This window comes from Streptococcus australis, from assembly GCF_047463015.1.
Lineage (GTDB): Bacteria > Bacillota > Bacilli > Lactobacillales > Streptococcaceae > Streptococcus > Streptococcus australis_F.
In genome coordinates, this window is sequence record NZ_JASHER010000009.1 from 22,316 (window position 1) to 39,534 (window position 17,219).

The window sequence follows — 17,219 nt, forward strand, 5'->3', positions numbered from 1 at the left end:
ATGGAGAGCAAAGTATATTACGGTGAGTACACTTTAGAACATTGGATGAACTTAATTTTAAAAAAAAATATTATTCTTCCAGATTATCAGAGATTGTTTGTTTGGGATAAAGAGAAAACGGAGAAATTAATTGAGAGTATACGAAAAAATGAATTTGTACCACCGGTTACTATCGGTTCTTATGATAAGAGAGAAGGACGTGAAAATTTAATTTTGGATGGACAACAACGTTTGACTAGTATTTTTCTTAGTTTTTTAGGTATTTTTCCAAATAAAGAAAAATATAAAAAGAAAATTGCAAACTTGATTGATGATAATGACTCAGAAATAGATATTGATGAGTTTGACAATATTTTAGAGTGGTCGTTGAAGAAATTAACGGAGAAAGGAAACAGCAAGGAACAAATACTTTCACAAATTAAAAAAGATAATTATGATGAGATTCAAGAAATAAGTTTAGACTTCATGCGTTCTCATTATCTTGGTTTTTGTTATCTTGTGCCACAAGTGACAAATGGTGAGAGTGTTGATGATTTTTATTCGGAACAGCAAAGATATTATTCCTCTGTATTTAGAAACATAAACATCCAAGGTGAAACATTACTCCCTCAGGAAAGTAGAAAATCATTATATTTCCTTAGAGATACTCTTGTCGATTTTTTTGAACCTGAATTTAGCAAATCAATCAGAGTTAATGATGCTCAAATGGATTTTGTTCGTTATATTGCTTTAATCTCTCACTATGATAAACAGGTGAATATAAACAAGGTTGGCTATAGATATGCTCGAAGAATGGAAAAACTATATGAAGAGTTCATTTACTTTGTTGCATATGGTGAACATAGTGATTTATTTTCGTCATTACCAGAATATGTTACAGAAGAAAATTATTCAACTAAACTAACGAAAGTTGGAGAGCAGATAGCAACCATAACTAAACAAATGGATTTAAATTCAATTATTGATATAGACTTGGTTTCTTTTGGTTTGTTAAAGTATACAATTTTTGAAAATAAAGAACTAAATCCCGAATCTATAGATAACTTAGTTCAAGAATTAAAAGAGAAAATTCAAATATTTAAAGGTGACTTGAAACATACAAAGAATCCAAGTGCTTTAAGGCATTTACGTGATAGAATTCAGACATCTTATGAAATTTACAGTAGGTATATAAAATGAGCAATCATGAAGCATTTATTTTCACACCCATAACTACCGTTTTAGAAGAGGCAGTATCAGCAAGTTATGTGATTAATGATGGTGTTGAAACTTATCCTTTATCTGAGTATATTATTCATTCATTATTTTTAAAGATGACTGGTTTTCAAGAGCAAAAAATGAAATGTATAGCATGGGAAATGGCTACATATGACTATGGATATCGAAGAAGTCTTCTACAAAATGAAGACAAGTTAGGAGAGTATTCAAGTTATAAAGCTAAGTCTGCCATCTATAAGCGTTTGAATGAGCTAATAAAATCGCTAAAGGCATCTTATGATGTAAATTACTTAACAAAACAGCAATGGATTGATGAATCAGTAGAAGAAATAAAAAAAATTTTTAGTAATTCAGTTTTAGTTACTTGGACGCAAAGGAAATACGATTATTTTGTACATGGTTTTAAAATAGGAGAGGAACAGATTCTTCCCAGTGATACAAAAATGTTTAAGAACAAAGCACAACTTTCTGCTAGTGTAGAAGTTGTGTTGGAGTTACAATATGAGGAATTATACAATAATAGGAATAGGTTAGCTCATAATACTTTGTCCTATCAAGAAAACTTACCATCGTTAAAATCTCTTCAAAAAGAGGATGACACCTCAAGAAATTATTTCATCTGGTTCTTTATACTTGTTCTTATTGATAGGATATTTATGGAGATATTCAAGGTGTATTTAAAAGAATTGGAAGAAAATGATTTTTAAACGATATTATCTTGAGTAAAAATTAAATAATGGTATCACAATTTATCTGAGCAAATCAAGAAGTCTAATCTCAGATAGTGAAAAAATAGAAAACAGGAGAGGAATAGTTCAATTGTTTGAACTGGGGCTAAAATTGTGTCTCCTCCTGTAAAATATAATAGAAAGGAACAAGGGCTCCGTATCCTCTAAACTGAATATAGGTTATGGAATTGGTCAATTATTATGATTCAACTCATTGTCAACGCATTTGTTGAAAAAGAGAAGACGGGGGCAGTCGTCGAAGTTTTGTATGCTAGTAGCGATCACGAAAAGGTGAAAGCTAAGTATGAAGAGCTGGTTGCACAATACCCTGAAAACTATCTAGCTATCTATGATGTCCCGCTGGATACAGATTTGAATACACTAGATCATTATCCATCTGTGTGGATTGGGAAAGAGGAGTTTTGATATTGAATAATGTTACTAATGAGATGTTATTGGATGAAATTCAAAAAATAACAATTAAGACTAATTTACTTACCATATTACCGGGAGTATTAGCATTAATTGGTGTGATAATAACATTAATTATTCAGCAAAGAAATTTGAAAAAAACTAATAAGGAACAAAAAAAACAAGATGCTTTAACATGGTTGTTAAATCTGATTCGTGATTGCCGAGAATTTTATAATGAATTTACTCCTAAGAAAAAGATATTTAAATATGTGGGTAATTATGATGAGATAGAAAACGATATAGATTTTTCGGAATTTGAATACAATCAATTAGAGTCTATGTCTTCTAAAATTAAAGACATAGACCCATTGCTTTCAAAATCTGAGATAAAGTCTATAAGAAAGGATTTATTTGAACTGATTAAAAAGAATCCAGAAGTTTTTGATTGGTTTAAAGAGGAATTGACAAAAAGAGAAAACGGTATGGATTCGGAAATAACTGTACTTGTTAAACCTAACGCACGTAGATATCTATCTGACATAGAATTTTATCTGAGGCGAGCTCAATTAATTAAAAGTATTCAAGTTGGTTTGACATATTTAAATGTAACATTGTCAAATAGCAAGCGGTTTGCAGATTTATTACCAATTATTGACTACTTAAAAAATGAAATTAGTGTTTTCGCAAATTTACGGGATATGTCCCAAACGTTGTCGTACGATTTTATTAAAAAAGTAGATGAAATTGAAGATTTATCAAGAAGATTATAGTTAAAGGAGAAACAACATGATCGAACGTTACTCTCGCCCAGAAATGGCGAACATTTGGACTGAAGAAAATAAATACCGTGCTTGGCTTGAGGTGGAAATCTTGGCTGACGAGGCATGGGCTGAGTTGGGAGAAATTCCTAAGGAAGATGTGGCTTTGATCCGCGAAAAAGCGGACTTTGATATCGACCGTATTTTGGAGATTGAGCAGGAGACTCGCCACGATGTGGTGGCTTTTACGCGTGCGGTTTCTGAGACTCTTGGTGAAGAGCGCAAGTGGGTTCACTATGGTTTGACATCTACTGACGTGGTAGATACGGCCTATGGTTACCTCTACAAACAAGCCAACGACATCATCCGCAAGGACCTTGAAAACTTCCTCAACATCATCGCTGACAAGGCTAAGGAGCACAAGTTTACTATCATGATGGGTCGTACCCACGGTGTGCACGCTGAGCCAACAACTTTTGGTCTTAAATTGGCCACTTGGTACAGCGAAATGAAACGGAACATCGAGCGTTTCGAGCATGCGGCTGCTGGCGTAGAAGCTGGTAAGATCTCTGGTGCGGTTGGTAACTTTGCCAACATCCCACCATTCGTTGAAAAATACGTCTGCGACAAGCTTGGTATCCGTGCCCAAGAAATCTCTACACAGGTCCTTCCTCGTGACCTTCACGCTGAGTACTTTGCAGTTCTTGCTAGCATCGCAACTTCTATCGAGCGGATGGCAACTGAAATCCGTGGTCTTCAAAAATCTGAACAACGGGAAGTGGAAGAGTTCTTTGCTAAAGGTCAAAAAGGGTCTTCAGCCATGCCTCACAAACGTAACCCAATCGGTTCTGAAAACATGACAGGTCTTGCGCGTGTGATCCGTGGTCACATGGTAACAGCTTATGAAAATGTGTCCCTCTGGCACGAACGTGATATCTCTCACTCATCAGCTGAGCGCATCATTGCACCAGACACAACTATCTTGATTGACTACATGCTTAACCGTTTCGGAAACATCGTCAAGAACTTGACAGTCTTCCCAGAAAACATGATCCGCAACATGAACTCTACATTTGGTTTGATCTTCAGCCAACGTGCTATGCTGACTTTGATTGAAAAAGGCATGACGCGTGAACAGGCTTACGATCTTGTTCAACCGAAGACCGCCCAATCATGGGATAACCAAGTAGACTTCAAACCACTTCTTGAAGCAGATCCAGAAGTAACATCACGCCTCACTCAAGAAGAAATCGACGAAATCTTCAACCCAACTTACTACACCAAACGGGTGGATGAAATCTTCGAACGCATCGGTTTGGGTGACTAATCCCCCTCATAGATTTGATCAAAAAAAGACAAACATCATGAGATGTTTGTCTTTTTCTTTGCCGATATCAGGTGCTCTAGGCCCTGAATTTATCATAATAAATTTTGACTGATTAAACTATTTATAGGAAGTCTATCACTAATTATAGATTATTCGTTTTACATGTTTTAGGAACTATTATTTCATGCTATAATTTGTATCATAAAAGTCTGAGGCCAAACCCCAGACTTTGAATGATCAATGATCACGATCACAAGAGATAAATTTGATTTTATAGTAGTCGCCGCGTTTATAGGTTTCGCTATATTCGAGAATTTGACCGGTCGCTTCCAATTTTGTCGTCTTCACTTGACGGACCGTTGGGAAGTTTTCATCGATATTCAACACAGAAGCGATTTTGCTTGGTGTTGGAAATACAATATCATTGATTTCTTCAAAGTGTTCATCATTCATATGGATATGATAATCTTCTTTAAAGCGATCATAAATCGAACTATAGTAATCTAAGCTCGGATAATTTGGGTTAATATATTGCTCTGGGACATAAGTCTGGTGGTAGATATAGGTATCTTCACCAATATGACGGGTCCGATCAATCTTATAATAGAATTGAGTTGGAGCAAGTCCTAGTTTATCCAAGATGTTCAGCGCGTTGCCACGCTTGATAGAGAGAACTTTTACAGTCGCTTTTTGGATAGGGAAGGTTTCAACGTCTGAAAACTCAACCAGTTTGTGTTTTCTAGCGCGCGAAACAAAGGTTCCTTTTCCTTGTTGGCGGACGATGTATCCATCGCTGGCCAAATCGTTCAAAGCACGAACAACAGTAATCGAGCTAACATTATAAATCTTAATCAACTCGGCTTCTGTGTAAAATTTATCTCCATTTTCGAATTTGCCTGAGATAATTTGTTGCTTCAAATCATCTTTGATGTGTTGGTATTTTGGGATTGCCATGTGCTTCACCTCTTCTTTCGATATCCCTTGTTAATATTATTTTAACATATTTTTTTAAAAGTTGTTGACATTTTTTTATTAATATATTATATTAATAAATGAAAAGGGTTTCTTAGAAGGAGGTTCTCAGTATGGGGGCATTTGAAATCCGAGAAGATTTTTATTTAAATGATCAACCTTTTAAGATTTTATCTGGTGCAATTCATTATTTTCGGATCGATCGTGAGGATTGGTATCATTCCTTATATAACCTAAAAGCTCTAGGTTTTAATACTGTTGAAACCTATGTTCCATGGAATGCTCATGAGCCACAAAGAGGCCACTTTCACTTTGAAGGGAATTTGGACCTGGAGCACTTTATCCAAGTAGCTCAAGAGTTGGATCTGTATGTGATCCTCCGTCCATCACCGTTTATTTGTTCGGAGTGGGAATTTGGGGGCTTGCCAGCCTGGTTAATCGAAGAAGACCTTCGGATTCGTTCATCAGATCCGGCCTTTCTCGAGGAAGTGGCTCGCTATTACGACGAGCTCCTGCCACGTGTGGCCAAGTACCAATTGGATCGTGGGGGCAATATCCTCATGATGCAGGTGGAAAATGAATACGGCTCTTATGGCGAAGACAAAGCCTATCTTCGGGCGATCAGAGATCTAATGATCGAGCGGGATATTACTTGTCCACTCTTTACTTCTGATGGACCTTGGAGGGCGACTCTTCGAGCAGGGACTTTGATTGAGGATGGACTCTTTGTAACCGGTAATTTTGGTTCGCGAGCCAATTACAACTTCTCTCAGATGAAAGAGTTCTTTGCGGAGCATGACAAAAAGTGGCCACTCATGTGTATGGAATTTTGGGATGGCTGGTTCAATCGTTGGAAAGAACCCATCATCAAGCGGGATCCAGAAGAGTTGGCAGAAGCTGTCCATGAGGTCTTACAAGAAGGCTCTATCAATCTCTACATGTTTCATGGTGGGACCAACTTCGGATTTATGAACGGCTGCTCAGCACGAGGGACCGTGGATCTGCCACAGGTGACATCCTACGACTATGACGCTCTCTTAGATGAGCAGGGCAACCCGACTCCTAAGTATTATGCGGTCAAGCAGATGATGGCGACCCACTATCCAGAGTATCAACAGATGGATCCGCTTGTGAAGTCGAGTTTATCTGAACGAACATTGGAGTTGACCAAAAAGACTAGTTTGTTCGGCAACTTAAACGAGATTGCTCAAGTCACCGAAAGTCTTTACCCACAGACCATGGAAGAAATCGACCACCCATTAGGCTATCTGCTCTATGAGACAGAAGTGGAAATGGATGCGGAAGAAGAGCGCTTGCGTATCATCGATGCGCGTGATCGGGTACAGGTTTATGCCAATGATCAGTTGATTGCCACTCAATACCAAGAAGAAATCGGTCAAGATCTTTTTTTAAACGGAAAAAAGAAAACGATTACAAACTTAAAACTCTTGATCGAAAACATGGGACGAGTCAATTATGGGCACAAACTCTTAGCGGACACCCAACGAAAAGGAATCCGAACAGGGGTTTGTATCGATCTTCATTTCAAGCTTCATTGGAAACAACATGCGCTTGATTTTAGCCAGCTGGACCGCTTGGATTTTTCGAAAGAATGGCAAGAAGGTCAACCAGCTTTTTATCAATTTGCTTTTCATCTAGATCAGGTTGAGGATACCTTCCTTGATATGACTGGATTTGGAAAAGGGATCGTTCTTGTAAATGGCCACCATATCGGTCGTTTCTGGGAAGTCGGTCCAACACTCTCCCTCTACATCCCTCATGGTTTTCTCAAAGATGGGGAAAATGAGATCCTCGTCTTTGAGACAGAGGGCACTTGGAAGGAGACCTTGAAACTTGTTTCACAACCTACATTCAAAGAAGTAAAGGGGGAAAACTTATGACTATTGTAGGATGCCGTATCGATGGACGTTTGATCCACGGGCAGGTAGCCAATCTTTGGACTACCAAACTGAATATTTCACGTATCATGGTGATCGATGATGAAGTCGCTCAAAATGATATCGAAAAAAGTGGTTTGAAACTAGCGACACCACCTGGTGTCAAGCTCAGTATCTTGCCAGTAGCAAAGGCTGCAGAAAATATCTTGGCTGGAAAATATGACAGCCAACGTCTCTTCATCGTAGCTCGCAAGCCAGATCGTTTCCTCGGTTTGGTAGAAGCAGGTGTGCCACTTGAAACCTTAAACGTTGGGAACATGTCTCAATCAGACGAGACTCGTCCGATTACTCGTTCGATCAACGTAGTGGATGCTGATGTGGAAGCTTTCCACAAGCTAGCTGAAAAAGGAGTTAAGCTAACTGCTCAAATGGTTCCAAATGATCCAATTGAAGACTTCTTGAAGTTGCTCAAATAGTTTATAAATAAAAAAGAAAAATTTTAGGAGGAAATTGTCATGATACAATGGTGGCAAATTTTACTACTTACTTTGTACTCAGCTTATCAAATCTGTGATGAGTTGACGATTGTTTCATCAGCAGGATCACCAGTCTTTGCTGGTTTCATTACAGGACTTGTCATGGGGGATTTAAAGACAGGTCTCTTTATCGGAGCTTCTCTTCAATTGACAGTGCTCGGTGTTGGTACTTTCGGTGGAGCTTCTCGTATTGACGCCACTTCTGGTGCCGTTCTTGCGACTGCCTTCTCAGTAGCACAAGGGATTGATCCAGAGCTTGCTATTGCTACAATCGCTGTACCGGTAGCAACTTTGTTGACATACTTTGATATTCTTGGTCGTATGACTACAACTTACTTCGCTCACCGTGTAGATGCTGCGATTGAACGCTTTGATTACAAAGGCATCGAACGCAACTATCTCCTTGGTGCGATTCCATGGGCTCTTTCTCGAGCTCTCCCAGTTTACTTCGCGCTTGCTTTTGGTGGATCTTTCGTAGAAACTGTTGTTACAGGTCTTGCTAATGTACAATGGTTGGCAAACGGTCTGAAACTTGCAGGTCAAATGCTTCCAGGTCTTGGATTTGCGATCTTGCTCCGTTACCTTCCTGTTCGTCGTAACCTTCACTACTTAGCACTTGGCTTTGGTTTGACAGCTATGTTGACAGTGCTTTATAGCAATGTTCAAAGCCTTGGTGCTGCAGTGTCTAGCATTGTCGGTTCTGAAGTGTTCGCTAAACTTCCAGAAGAACAAGCTATTACTTTTGTTAACAACTTCAAGAGTGTATCTATGATTGGTATTGCCATTATCGGTATCTTCCTTGCAGTACAACACTTCAAAAACAGTCAACGTACAGTCGTAGCTGCTCCAGTAACTGAATCAGAAAGCGGGGAAATTGAAGATGACGAATTCTAAGAATTACAAACTCACTAAAGAGGATTTTAATCAAATTAACAAACGTAGTCTGTTTACTTTCCAATTAGGTTGGAACTATGAACGGATGCAGGCTTCTGGTTACCTTTATATGATTTTACCTCAGTTGCGTAAAATGTATGGTGATGGCACTCCAGAATTGAAAGAAATGATGAAATTGCATACGCAATTCTTCAATACTTCACCATTCTTCCACACCATTATCACTGGTTTTGACCTCGCTTTGGAAGAAAAAGATGGTGTCAAATCAAAAGATGCGGTCAATGGTATCAAGACAGGTCTCATGGGACCATTCGCTCCTCTTGGGGACTCAATCTTTGGATCATTGGTACCAGCTATTATGGGTTCAATCGCAGCAACTTTGGCTGTTGCAGGAAACCCAGCCGGTATCTTCTTGTGGATCGCTGTGGCAGTTGCTTATGACATTTTCCGTTGGAAACAATTGGAATTTGCCTATAAAGAAGGGGTTAACCTCATCAACAACATGCAAAGTACCTTGACAGCTTTGATTGATGCAGCTGCCGTTCTAGGTATCTTCATGGTTGGTGCCTTGATTGCCAGCATGATTGGTGTTGAAGTTTCTTGGGCTCCACACATTGGGGACAAAGCGATTGAAATTCAAGATATGCTCAACCTTATCTTCCCACGTTTGGTACCAGCTATCATCACAGGTGTGATCTACTGGTTGCTTGGACGTAAAGGTATGAACTCTACAAAAGCTATCTTGCTCATCATCCTTGCAGCAATCGCATTCTCAGCATTTGGCCACTTCTTCTTTGGAATGGCATAATGGAGTAAGGTATGGCAAAACAGTTAGTATTGGTCAGTCATGGTCGCTTCTGTGAAGAGCTCAAAGCCAGTACAGAAATGATTATGGGACCACAAGACAATATTCATGCCGTGGCCCTCTTGCCAGAGGAAGGTCCTGAGGAGTTTACAGCCAAGTTTGAAGCCTGTGTTGCAGACTTTGAGGACTATATCGTCTTTGCGGATCTTTTGGGAGGCACTCCTTGTAATACAGTTAGCCGTCTGATTCTTGAAGGACGTGCGATTGACCTCTATGCAGGGATGAACTTGCCAATGGTAATTGAATTTATTAATAACAGCCTGGTCGGAGGAGAAGAAGCTTATCCAGCGCGTGCACAAGAAAGCATCGTGAAGGTTAATGATCTTTTATCCAACTTTGATGACGACGAGGATGAATAAGATACGATAGCGAAGACCGCTTGAACATTCGGAATGGGGCTGGGACAATTGTCTCGGCCTCTTACCGCTTATAAGGCGGGTAGAAAAGAGGAAAAGCATGCTAGATTATACAAAAGAAGAACTGCTTGAACTGGGGGCTGAAATTACGACTCGCGAAATTTACCAGCAACCAGAAGTTTGGAAAGGAACCTATCGTCTCTATCAAGAGAAAGCGAAAGAAATCCAAGAGTTTTTAGAGACCATTGGGAAGCGTCATGGCTACATCAAAGTCATCCTGACAGGAGCAGGGACCTCGGCCTATGTGGGGGACACCTTGGTTCCCTATTTGCAGGAAGTGTACGATGAACGCCATTGGAATTTCCAATCCATTGCGACGACTGATATCGTGGCGCATCCACAAACCTACCTCAAAAAAGAAGTGCCGACGGTCTTAGTTTCCTTTGCACGAAGTGGCAACTCGCCTGAAAGTGTTGCGACAGTTGAGTTGGCTCAAGACTTGGTCGATGAACTCTATCAGATCACCATTACCTGTGCGGAAGAAGGCAAGCTAGCTCAGCAAGCTCACGGAGATGAGCGCAATCTCTTGCTTCTCCAACCAAAAGAAACCAATGATGCTGGCTTTGCCATGACATCCAGCTTTACTTCTATGCTCTTGACAGCCCTCTTGGTCTTTGATCCAAGTGAGGAAGAAATCAAGGAAAAACGAGTGGAAGAATTGATTTATCTGTCAGAGCAGGTCTTGGAGAAAGATCGCGAGGTCAAGGAAGTTGTAGATTTAGACTTCGAACGTGTCATCTATCTAGGAGCAGGACCTTTCTTTGGGCTAGCTCATGAAGCCCAGCTCAAGATTTTAGAGTTAACAGCTGGTAAAATCGCGACCATGTACGAGAGCCCTGTCGGCTTCCGTCACGGACCGAAATCCCTCATCAATGACCAGACACTGGTCTTGGTTTTTGGATCCATTGATCCTTATACACGCCAGTACGATTTGGATTTGGTTGGAGAAGTGGCGGGAGATCAGATTGCCCGTCAGGTCGTCCTCTTGACCGACCAAGCTGCTGGGATTGAGCATGTACGTGAAGTGTTGGTAGCCTCTTCAGCAGAGTCGCTGGATATCTACCGTGCCTTCCCATACATTATCTACGGTCAATTGATTTCCCTCTTGACTTCGCTCAAGGTTCAAAATCGCCCAGACACACCATCATCAACTGGAACGGTGAACCGTGTTGTACAAGGAGTGGTGATTCACCCTTTTCACTAGAATGAATGATGTTGGAGGAGACAACTTGTGAAACACTATCAAAAATATCTATTTGGTCAATTGGACGGTCAAGATGTAGAAGCGTATCGCCTCGAAAATGACCTGGGTTATCAATTGTCTGTCATGACTTATGGAGCTACTATTTTAGAGTATGTAACACCAGACAAACAGGACCAATTCGCTAATATTGTTTTGGGCTTTGACAATTTTGATGCCTATGTCGGCAATAGCCCTAAATATGGAGCCAGTATTGGTCCAGTCGCTGGTCGGATCGCAGGTGCCAGCTTTGACCTCAATGGGAAAACCTATCACTTGGAAGTCAATAATGGTACCAACTGCAACCACAGTGGATCGACAGGATGGGATAGTGCCTTGTTTAGCGTGGAGTCAGTGACGGACCAAGAAATCACTCTGTACACAGAGCGTGCAGATGGCACCGGTGGTTTCCCTGGAAATCTCAAGATCTGGGTGACCTATGGTTTGACCGAAGCAGGGGAGTTGGAAATCAGTTACCGAGTAGAGACAGACCAGGACACCCTAGTCAATCCGACCAACCATAGCTATTTCAACCTATCAGGCAACTTCACCCAGCCGATTAATGACCATGTCTTTCAGATCAATCATCAGGGGCTTTACCCTATCCATCCAGATGGCGTCCCTCTTCACACCGTAGATAGAGAAAGTCCAATCGTTCAGCATCTCTACCAAGCTATGCTGTTAGAGGATCTCTTCAAGGATGCTGATCCGCAAATCCGCCTGGTAGAAGGATTAGACCATCCTTTCGCTCTACCAGAAGGGCATGAAAATGCAGGTTTCTTCTACCATCAACCATCCGGACGCTTTTTGACCTTCAAGTCAGAAGCCCCAGCCTTGGTGGTATATTCAGCCAATTTTGTAGATGAAACCGTTCATCTTCAAGGCAAACCAATGGTTCAGCACAATGGCCTGGCCCTCGAATTTCAAACAGTGCCAGATGCCATTCATAGTGACCAAGCTGAAAAGGTCATCTTGAGAGCAGGTCAAGTCTTTACCAGCAAGACCAGCTACCATGCCATCGCTAAAAAATAATGAGAAAAGGGGGGCTCCAAACAAGGATGTAAAATTCTTGCTCAAGGCCCCCTCTTTTTTAGAAAATATTTTTCAAAAATAACTATAAGGAAACTTTAAGCTTCCCGTCGTATACTAATACCATCATCAAAGACCTCCTAACTTTGAATGATAAAACTCCTAAAACTTTTTCATAATAACCTCCCTATAAGAGCCACCAAAACCGGTGGCTTTTTTCTATGTACCTTAGTGAGTCAAGTCAAATAGGGACGTAGACGAGCTTAGGTACATTGACGCAGTTTGAGCGGAGCGAAAACTACGTTCCTTATTATTATGGTGAAGGCAGTCCAATAGGGTCGCAGACGGAATACGATCCTTAAACAGAAACAAGTTGTTTTAAGAGGAAAATCGGATCCGAAAACCGATAATCAATAATTAGTAATATATGAAATGGAATATGATTTTAAATCATCAGAGGCATCATTTTTTGCTATAATAGACTGTATGAGTAGAATTTTAGACAATGAAATCATGGGCGACGAAGAGGCTGTTGAACGGACGCTGCGCCCGCAATATTTACATGAATATATTGGTCAGGATAAGGTCAAGGACCAGCTGAAAATCTTTATTGAGGCAGCCAAGCTTCGGGATGAAGCGCTGGATCATGTCCTTCTTTTTGGCCCTCCGGGGCTGGGGAAAACTACGATGGCCTTTGTCATTGCTAACGAACTGGGTGTCAATCTCAAGCAGACTTCCGGTCCTGTCATTGAAAAGGCTGGTGACTTAGTAGCCATCCTTAATGACTTAGAGCCGGGGGATGTTCTCTTTATCGATGAGATCCACCGTCTGCCTATGTCCGTCGAAGAAGTGCTATACAGCGCCATGGAAGATTTTTACATCGATATTATGATTGGTGCTGGCGAGACCAGCCGGAGTGTCCACCTGGATCTTCCTCCTTTCACTCTGATTGGGGCGACGACTCGAGCTGGGATGCTGTCCAATCCCTTGCGCGCTCGCTTTGGGATTACGGGGCACATGGAATACTATGAGCAAGATGATCTGACAGAGATTGTCGAACGGACCGCCGAGATCTTTGAGATGGAGATTACCCACGAGGCTGCCGAAGAGCTTTCTCTTCGTAGTCGGGGGACTCCTCGGATTGCCAACCGTTTGCTTAAACGGGTGCGTGATTTTGCTCAGATTATGGGTGATGGCTTGATTGATGACACCATTACTGACAAGGCCCTCTCTATGCTAGATGTGGACCATGAAGGACTTGACTATGTCGATCAAAAGATCCTGCGGACCATGATTGAGATGTACGGTGGCGGCCCGGTTGGCCTTGGGACCCTATCGGTCAATATTGCTGAAGAGCGAGAGACCGTAGAAGATATGTATGAGCCTTACTTGATTCAGAAAGGTTTTATCATGCGGACCCGGACAGGGCGCGTGGCGACCCGCAAAGCTTATGAACACCTGGGTTATCCCTACAATGGAGACTAGAAGAAGATGCTGACGGAAGAAGCGATAGTAGAGCAGATCCAAGCGGATCCGGAGATGATGACTGTCTTGACTATTATTCGAGATCTCAACCTGGCAGACGCTTGGTTAGCAGCAGGTGCGGTGCGCAATTTTATCTGGAACCAGCTTTCTGGCAGACCAGGGTTTGACGCGGCGACGGATCTGGATCTGGTCTTTTATGACCCCGCGATCAGCTATGAGGAGACTCTGCAGATCGAGCAGGGATTAAAGAAGACCTATCCTCAGTATGACTGGGAAGTCAAAAACCAAGTCTACATGCACCAGCATAGCCCGGGGACGGCTCCTTATCATAGTGCCTGTGATGCGGTTTCCAAATACCCCGAGCAGTGTACAGCTCTTGCAGTTTGCTTAAGGAATGATGGTCAGCTAGAGCTCTTTCTCCCCTATGGGACAAGGGATATCGAAGACTTCATCGTTCAGCCGACTCCACATTTTTTAGCTAGTCCCGAGCGTTTGGCAGTTTATAGAGAGCGTATGCGGAAGAAAGATTGGAAACGAAAATGGCCAGCCCTTCAGATCATCCTGCCTAAATAAAAAAAGAAAGTCAGCCCACCTCAATGGTGGACAGGCTTTTTTCATCTTGCCTCAAAATTATAATTTTAGCAGATTATATTTTTCTCACATTCTGTTATAATAGAAAGGAGGTGCTGTCATGAAAAAAATTGTATTTGTGTGTTTAGGAAATATTTGTCGGAGCCCCATGGCAGAGTTTGTCATGAAGGATTTGACCAACCAGTATGAGATTGAAAGTCGTGCTACATCTAACTGGGAGCACGGGAACCCTATTCACCAAGGGACTCAAAAGATTTTTCGCAGTCATGGCGTGCCCTATGATGCGTCTAAAACATCTCTTCAAATCAGTGACCAAGATTTTCATACCTTTGATCTGATCTTAGGAATGGATGAGAACAATGTGGCTGACCTCAAACGAATGGCACCGCCTGGAACAGAGCACAAGATTCATCTCTTTGCAGGAGAAAGTGTCCCAGATCCATGGTACACAGGAGATTTCGAAGAGACCTATCGCCGTGTCCTAGCTGGTTGTCAAGAGTGGTTGGATCGATTAGAAGATTAGTTTCGGACTGGCTCCTTAAAGGACTAACCGGCTGAAGATAAAAAGAATGAACAGAGTATGGAAAAAATAAAAGAATTATATGAGACCTATAAGGTCTATGTTACGAGAGAGAATATTGAACGCTTGTCCTTGGGGATTATTGTTCTGTCTGCTTTGTGGGTATTTCTTTCCTCCATTCCTTTCAGAGGTGTGTTGACCCTCGATAAGGGAGCTATTCGCTACGAAGGAAGTGTCGTCCGAGGCAAGATGAATGGCCAAGGGACGGTGACTTTTGAGAACGGGGACACCTACAAGGGCAATTTTGTCAATGGGACCTTTAGTGGTTATGGAACCTTTACAGCCAAGGCTGGCTGGAAATATGAAGGTGAATTTGTCAATGGCCAACCAGAAGGCCAGGGAACCTTGACGACAGAACAAAATGTCGTTTATAAGGGAACGTTTAAACAAGGAATTTATCAAAATGCGAATTAAATGGTTTTCATTGGTACGGATAACGGGACTTCTTCTCGTTCTTCTCTACCATTTCTTTCAAAAAGTTTTTCCTGGTGGATTTATTGGAGTCGACATCTTCTTTACTTTCTCAGGATTTTTGATCACGGCTCTGCTGATTGATGAGTTTGCCCGTCATCAAAAAATTGATCTCAAGGGCTTTCTTCGACGACGCTTCTACCGGATTGTCCCTCCTTTAGTCTTTATGGTCTTGCTGGTCATGCCTTTTACCTTCTTGGTCAGACGAGACTTTATTGCTGGGATTGGGACGCAGATTGCAGCCGTCTTTGGTTTTGTGACCAACTTCTATGAGATGTTAAGTGGCGGAAGTTACGAAAGTCAGTTCATCCCCCATCTGTTCATTCATACTTGGAGTTTGGCTCTTGAAGTTCATTACTATGTCCTCTGGGCGCTCTTGGCTTGGTTTTTGGGTAAAAAAGCTAAGTCAGTTGGCCAATATAGAGGCTATATCTTCCTATCTTCGACAGGTCTCTTCTTGGTGACCTTCCTGACCTTCTTTGTCGGAGCGCTGGTCACCAAGAATTTGTCCAATGTCTACTTTTCTAGTATCGCTCACGTCTTTCCTTTCTTTGTGGGGAGTGCTTTAGCGACAGTGACAGGGATTACAACGACCAGCCCAAATCTTACTCAATTAGTGAAGAAGCTATCTCTACAGAAGACGTTAGCGATTTTAGCGGGTGCTTTTCTAGTTTTATTGGTCTTGACCTTTATTCTTCCATTTGATAGTGTTTGGACCTATTTATTTGGCTTTTTAGTAGCAACTCTTGCTGCATCTGTGATGATTGTGATGACGCGTGTCCTCCATGAAAAGACACCGAATCAGAAAGAACCAGCAGTGATTACCTTTATTGCAGATACCAGTTATGGGGTCTATCTCTTCCACTGGCCATTTTACATCATCTTTTCTCAATTAATGACCAATGGCTGGGCTTCTCTACTAACAGCGCTTGTATCCTTTAGTCTTGCTGCCTTGAGTTTCTATATTATTGAACCAACCTTGGCTGGACGTGAACCGAAGATTTTTGGGATCTCGATGGATCTCAGAAGTTTCACGAAACCACTCTTTTATAGCGCGATTCCCTTGACCTTGCTCATGTTTGGAATTGCACTCTTTGCGCCACGCGTCGGAGCCTTTGATGAAAACCTGATTACCGAAGGGCTTCGTCAATCCGACAGCAAGATGCAGATCACGCGTGCCCAAGTCGACAATGCTTCAGCGACTTCCTACAATGTATCAGATGGCGTGACCATGATCGGAGATTCTGTAAACCTCCGGGCATCAGATTATCTGAAACAAGTTCTGCCAGATATCCAACTAGACGCTTTGGTGAGCCGCAATCTGGACTCAGGCTTAAAAGTATATGAAACGGATATTGCCAATAGAGTCTTGCTCAAGAACGTGGTAATCGCACTTGGAACCAACTCTTCTAATAATTATCAAGAATTGTTGGATAAGTTTGTTCAAGAACTACCAAAAGGACATCGCCTAATCTTTGTGACCCCATATGATGGGCGTGAAGCCAATGATAGCAATAGCGTTACCGTTCAGACTCGGCAGTATGAGCTGGAATTGGCTAAAAAATATGACTATGTCTATGTAGCAGACTGGTACCAAGTGGCTGTCGATAATCCAGAGATTTGGGCTGGAACGGATAATGTCCACTTTGGTTTAGAATCAGATGGTTCCATCGATGTCGGAGGAAACCTGTATGCCAACGTCGTGAAAGAAGCAGTTGATCAAGCCAATCAGGGACCGGTTAAACCCTAAAATTTACTATATAATTTAAGCAATTTTCACTTGAAGAAAATTGCTTT

At 41.6% G+C, this 17,219-nt stretch carries 18 protein-coding genes; 17 read left to right on the forward strand and 1 reads right to left on the reverse strand.

Annotation, left to right across the window (positions count from 1 at the left end; translation table 11 throughout):
- The 5 genes from QM873_RS08405 to purB all read left to right on the forward strand — a co-directional run bounded on the left by QM873_RS08405 (position 1) and on the right by purB (position 4,445).
- Positions 1-1,179 (forward strand): DUF262 domain-containing protein, encoded by a 1,179-nt coding sequence (locus QM873_RS08405; protein ID WP_414279152.1) that lies wholly within the window; start codon positions 1-3, stop codon positions 1,177-1,179.
- Positions 1,176-1,925 (forward strand): hypothetical protein, encoded by a 750-nt coding sequence (locus QM873_RS08410; RefSeq protein WP_414279153.1) that lies wholly within the window; start codon positions 1,176-1,178, stop codon positions 1,923-1,925. Before QM873_RS08405 ends, QM873_RS08410 begins: the two co-directional genes overlap by 4 nt.
- Before the next feature lie 222 nt (positions 1,926-2,147).
- A complete protein-coding gene (locus QM873_RS08415) occupies positions 2,148-2,372 on the forward strand; it encodes a phosphoribosylaminoimidazole carboxylase (RefSeq protein ID WP_414279154.1) in 225 nt (74 codons plus the stop codon).
- A gap of 2 nt (positions 2,373-2,374) precedes the next feature.
- Positions 2,375-3,130: a hypothetical protein gene (locus QM873_RS08420; RefSeq protein ID WP_414279155.1), complete on the forward strand. Its 756-nt coding sequence runs from the start codon at positions 2,375-2,377 to the stop codon at positions 3,128-3,130.
- A 16-nt stretch (positions 3,131-3,146) separates the two neighbouring features.
- Positions 3,147-4,445 carry an adenylosuccinate lyase gene (purB, locus tag QM873_RS08425; RefSeq protein ID WP_070845603.1) on the forward strand — a complete coding sequence of 433 codons (1,299 nt, stop codon included), beginning with the start codon at positions 3,147-3,149 and terminating at the stop codon, positions 4,443-4,445.
- Positions 4,446-4,682: 237 nt separating this feature from the next.
- Here purB and QM873_RS08430 read toward each other — a convergent pair whose 3' ends face one another.
- A complete protein-coding gene (locus QM873_RS08430) occupies positions 4,683-5,399 on the reverse strand; it encodes a GntR family transcriptional regulator (RefSeq protein ID WP_006595289.1) in 717 nt (238 codons plus the stop codon).
- Positions 5,400-5,530: 131 nt separating this feature from the next.
- On the opposite strand from QM873_RS08430, the gene QM873_RS08435 reads away from it, so the two are divergent.
- The 12 genes from QM873_RS08435 (at position 5,531) to QM873_RS08490 (ending at position 17,172) form a co-directional block, all read left to right on the forward strand.
- Positions 5,531-7,318: a glycoside hydrolase family 35 protein gene (locus QM873_RS08435; protein WP_414279156.1), complete on the forward strand. Its 1,788-nt coding sequence runs from the start codon at positions 5,531-5,533 to the stop codon at positions 7,316-7,318.
- Positions 7,315-7,791: a PTS system mannose/fructose/N-acetylgalactosamine-transporter subunit IIB gene (locus QM873_RS08440; protein ID WP_023024885.1), complete on the forward strand. Its 477-nt coding sequence runs from the start codon at positions 7,315-7,317 to the stop codon at positions 7,789-7,791. The genes QM873_RS08435 and QM873_RS08440 overlap by 4 nt, the downstream gene beginning before the upstream one ends.
- Positions 7,792-7,830: 39 nt before the next feature.
- Positions 7,831-8,745, forward strand: coding sequence for a PTS mannose/fructose/sorbose/N-acetylgalactosamine transporter subunit IIC (locus QM873_RS08445; RefSeq protein WP_023024887.1), 915 nt, complete (start codon positions 7,831-7,833; stop codon positions 8,743-8,745).
- Positions 8,732-9,553, forward strand: a complete 822-nt coding sequence (locus tag QM873_RS08450) for a PTS system mannose/fructose/sorbose family transporter subunit IID (RefSeq protein ID WP_023024889.1) — start codon at positions 8,732-8,734, stop codon at positions 9,551-9,553. Before QM873_RS08445 ends, QM873_RS08450 begins: the two co-directional genes overlap by 14 nt.
- An 11-nt stretch (positions 9,554-9,564) precedes the next feature.
- The gene (locus QM873_RS08455) at positions 9,565-9,969 is read left to right on the forward strand and encodes a PTS sugar transporter subunit IIA (RefSeq protein WP_023024891.1); all 405 of its coding nucleotides are present in this window, start codon (positions 9,565-9,567) and stop codon (positions 9,967-9,969) included.
- A gap of 97 nt (positions 9,970-10,066) precedes the next feature.
- Complete coding sequence (locus QM873_RS08460; protein WP_414279157.1) at positions 10,067-11,230, forward strand: SIS domain-containing protein; 1,164 nt, start codon at positions 10,067-10,069, stop codon at positions 11,228-11,230.
- Between the two features lie 27 nt (positions 11,231-11,257).
- Positions 11,258-12,298: an aldose epimerase family protein gene (locus tag QM873_RS08465; RefSeq protein WP_414279158.1), complete on the forward strand. Its 1,041-nt coding sequence runs from the start codon at positions 11,258-11,260 to the stop codon at positions 12,296-12,298.
- A 483-nt stretch (positions 12,299-12,781) separates the two neighbouring features.
- Positions 12,782-13,780: a Holliday junction branch migration DNA helicase RuvB gene (gene ruvB / locus QM873_RS08470; protein ID WP_045760104.1), complete on the forward strand. Its 999-nt coding sequence runs from the start codon at positions 12,782-12,784 to the stop codon at positions 13,778-13,780.
- A gap of 6 nt (positions 13,781-13,786) precedes the next feature.
- Complete coding sequence (locus tag QM873_RS08475) at positions 13,787-14,353, forward strand: nucleotidyltransferase family protein (RefSeq protein WP_414279159.1); 567 nt, start codon at positions 13,787-13,789, stop codon at positions 14,351-14,353.
- Between the two features lie 118 nt (positions 14,354-14,471).
- A complete protein-coding gene (locus tag QM873_RS08480) occupies positions 14,472-14,894 on the forward strand; it encodes a low molecular weight protein-tyrosine-phosphatase (protein ID WP_061564578.1) in 423 nt (140 codons plus the stop codon).
- Positions 14,895-14,951: 57 nt separating this feature from the next.
- Positions 14,952-15,365, forward strand: coding sequence for an MORN repeat-containing protein (locus QM873_RS08485; RefSeq protein ID WP_195348269.1), 414 nt, complete (start codon positions 14,952-14,954; stop codon positions 15,363-15,365).
- Positions 15,355-17,172 (forward strand): acyltransferase family protein, encoded by a 1,818-nt coding sequence (locus QM873_RS08490; RefSeq protein WP_414279160.1) that lies wholly within the window; start codon positions 15,355-15,357, stop codon positions 17,170-17,172. The genes QM873_RS08485 and QM873_RS08490 overlap by 11 nt, the downstream gene beginning before the upstream one ends.
- Positions 17,173-17,219: the final 47 nt, after the last annotated feature.

Coding starts and splice junctions, on each gene's coding strand:
- ruvB (WP_045760104.1), top strand. CDS start 12,782: ATGAGTAGAATTTTAGACAATGAAATCATGGGCGACGAAGAGGCTGTT.
- purB (WP_070845603.1), top strand. CDS start 3,147: ATGATCGAACGTTACTCTCGCCCAGAAATGGCGAACATTTGGACTGAA.
- QM873_RS08440 (WP_023024885.1), top strand. CDS start 7,315: ATGACTATTGTAGGATGCCGTATCGATGGACGTTTGATCCACGGGCAG.
- QM873_RS08480 (WP_061564578.1), top strand. CDS start 14,472: ATGAAAAAAATTGTATTTGTGTGTTTAGGAAATATTTGTCGGAGCCCC.
- QM873_RS08475 (WP_414279159.1), top strand. CDS start 13,787: ATGCTGACGGAAGAAGCGATAGTAGAGCAGATCCAAGCGGATCCGGAG.
- QM873_RS08450 (WP_023024889.1), top strand. CDS start 8,732: ATGACGAATTCTAAGAATTACAAACTCACTAAAGAGGATTTTAATCAA.
- QM873_RS08430 (WP_006595289.1), bottom strand. CDS start 5,399: ATGGCAATCCCAAAATACCAACACATCAAAGATGATTTGAAGCAACAA.
- QM873_RS08445 (WP_023024887.1), top strand. CDS start 7,831: ATGATACAATGGTGGCAAATTTTACTACTTACTTTGTACTCAGCTTAT.
- QM873_RS08460 (WP_414279157.1), top strand. CDS start 10,067: ATGCTAGATTATACAAAAGAAGAACTGCTTGAACTGGGGGCTGAAATT.
- QM873_RS08405 (WP_414279152.1), top strand. CDS start 1: ATGGAGAGCAAAGTATATTACGGTGAGTACACTTTAGAACATTGGATG.
- QM873_RS08415 (WP_414279154.1), top strand. CDS start 2,148: ATGATTCAACTCATTGTCAACGCATTTGTTGAAAAAGAGAAGACGGGG.
- QM873_RS08485 (WP_195348269.1), top strand. CDS start 14,952: ATGGAAAAAATAAAAGAATTATATGAGACCTATAAGGTCTATGTTACG.
- QM873_RS08435 (WP_414279156.1), top strand. CDS start 5,531: ATGGGGGCATTTGAAATCCGAGAAGATTTTTATTTAAATGATCAACCT.
- QM873_RS08410 (WP_414279153.1), top strand. CDS start 1,176: ATGAGCAATCATGAAGCATTTATTTTCACACCCATAACTACCGTTTTA.
- QM873_RS08455 (WP_023024891.1), top strand. CDS start 9,565: ATGGCAAAACAGTTAGTATTGGTCAGTCATGGTCGCTTCTGTGAAGAG.
- QM873_RS08490 (WP_414279160.1), top strand. CDS start 15,355: ATGCGAATTAAATGGTTTTCATTGGTACGGATAACGGGACTTCTTCTC.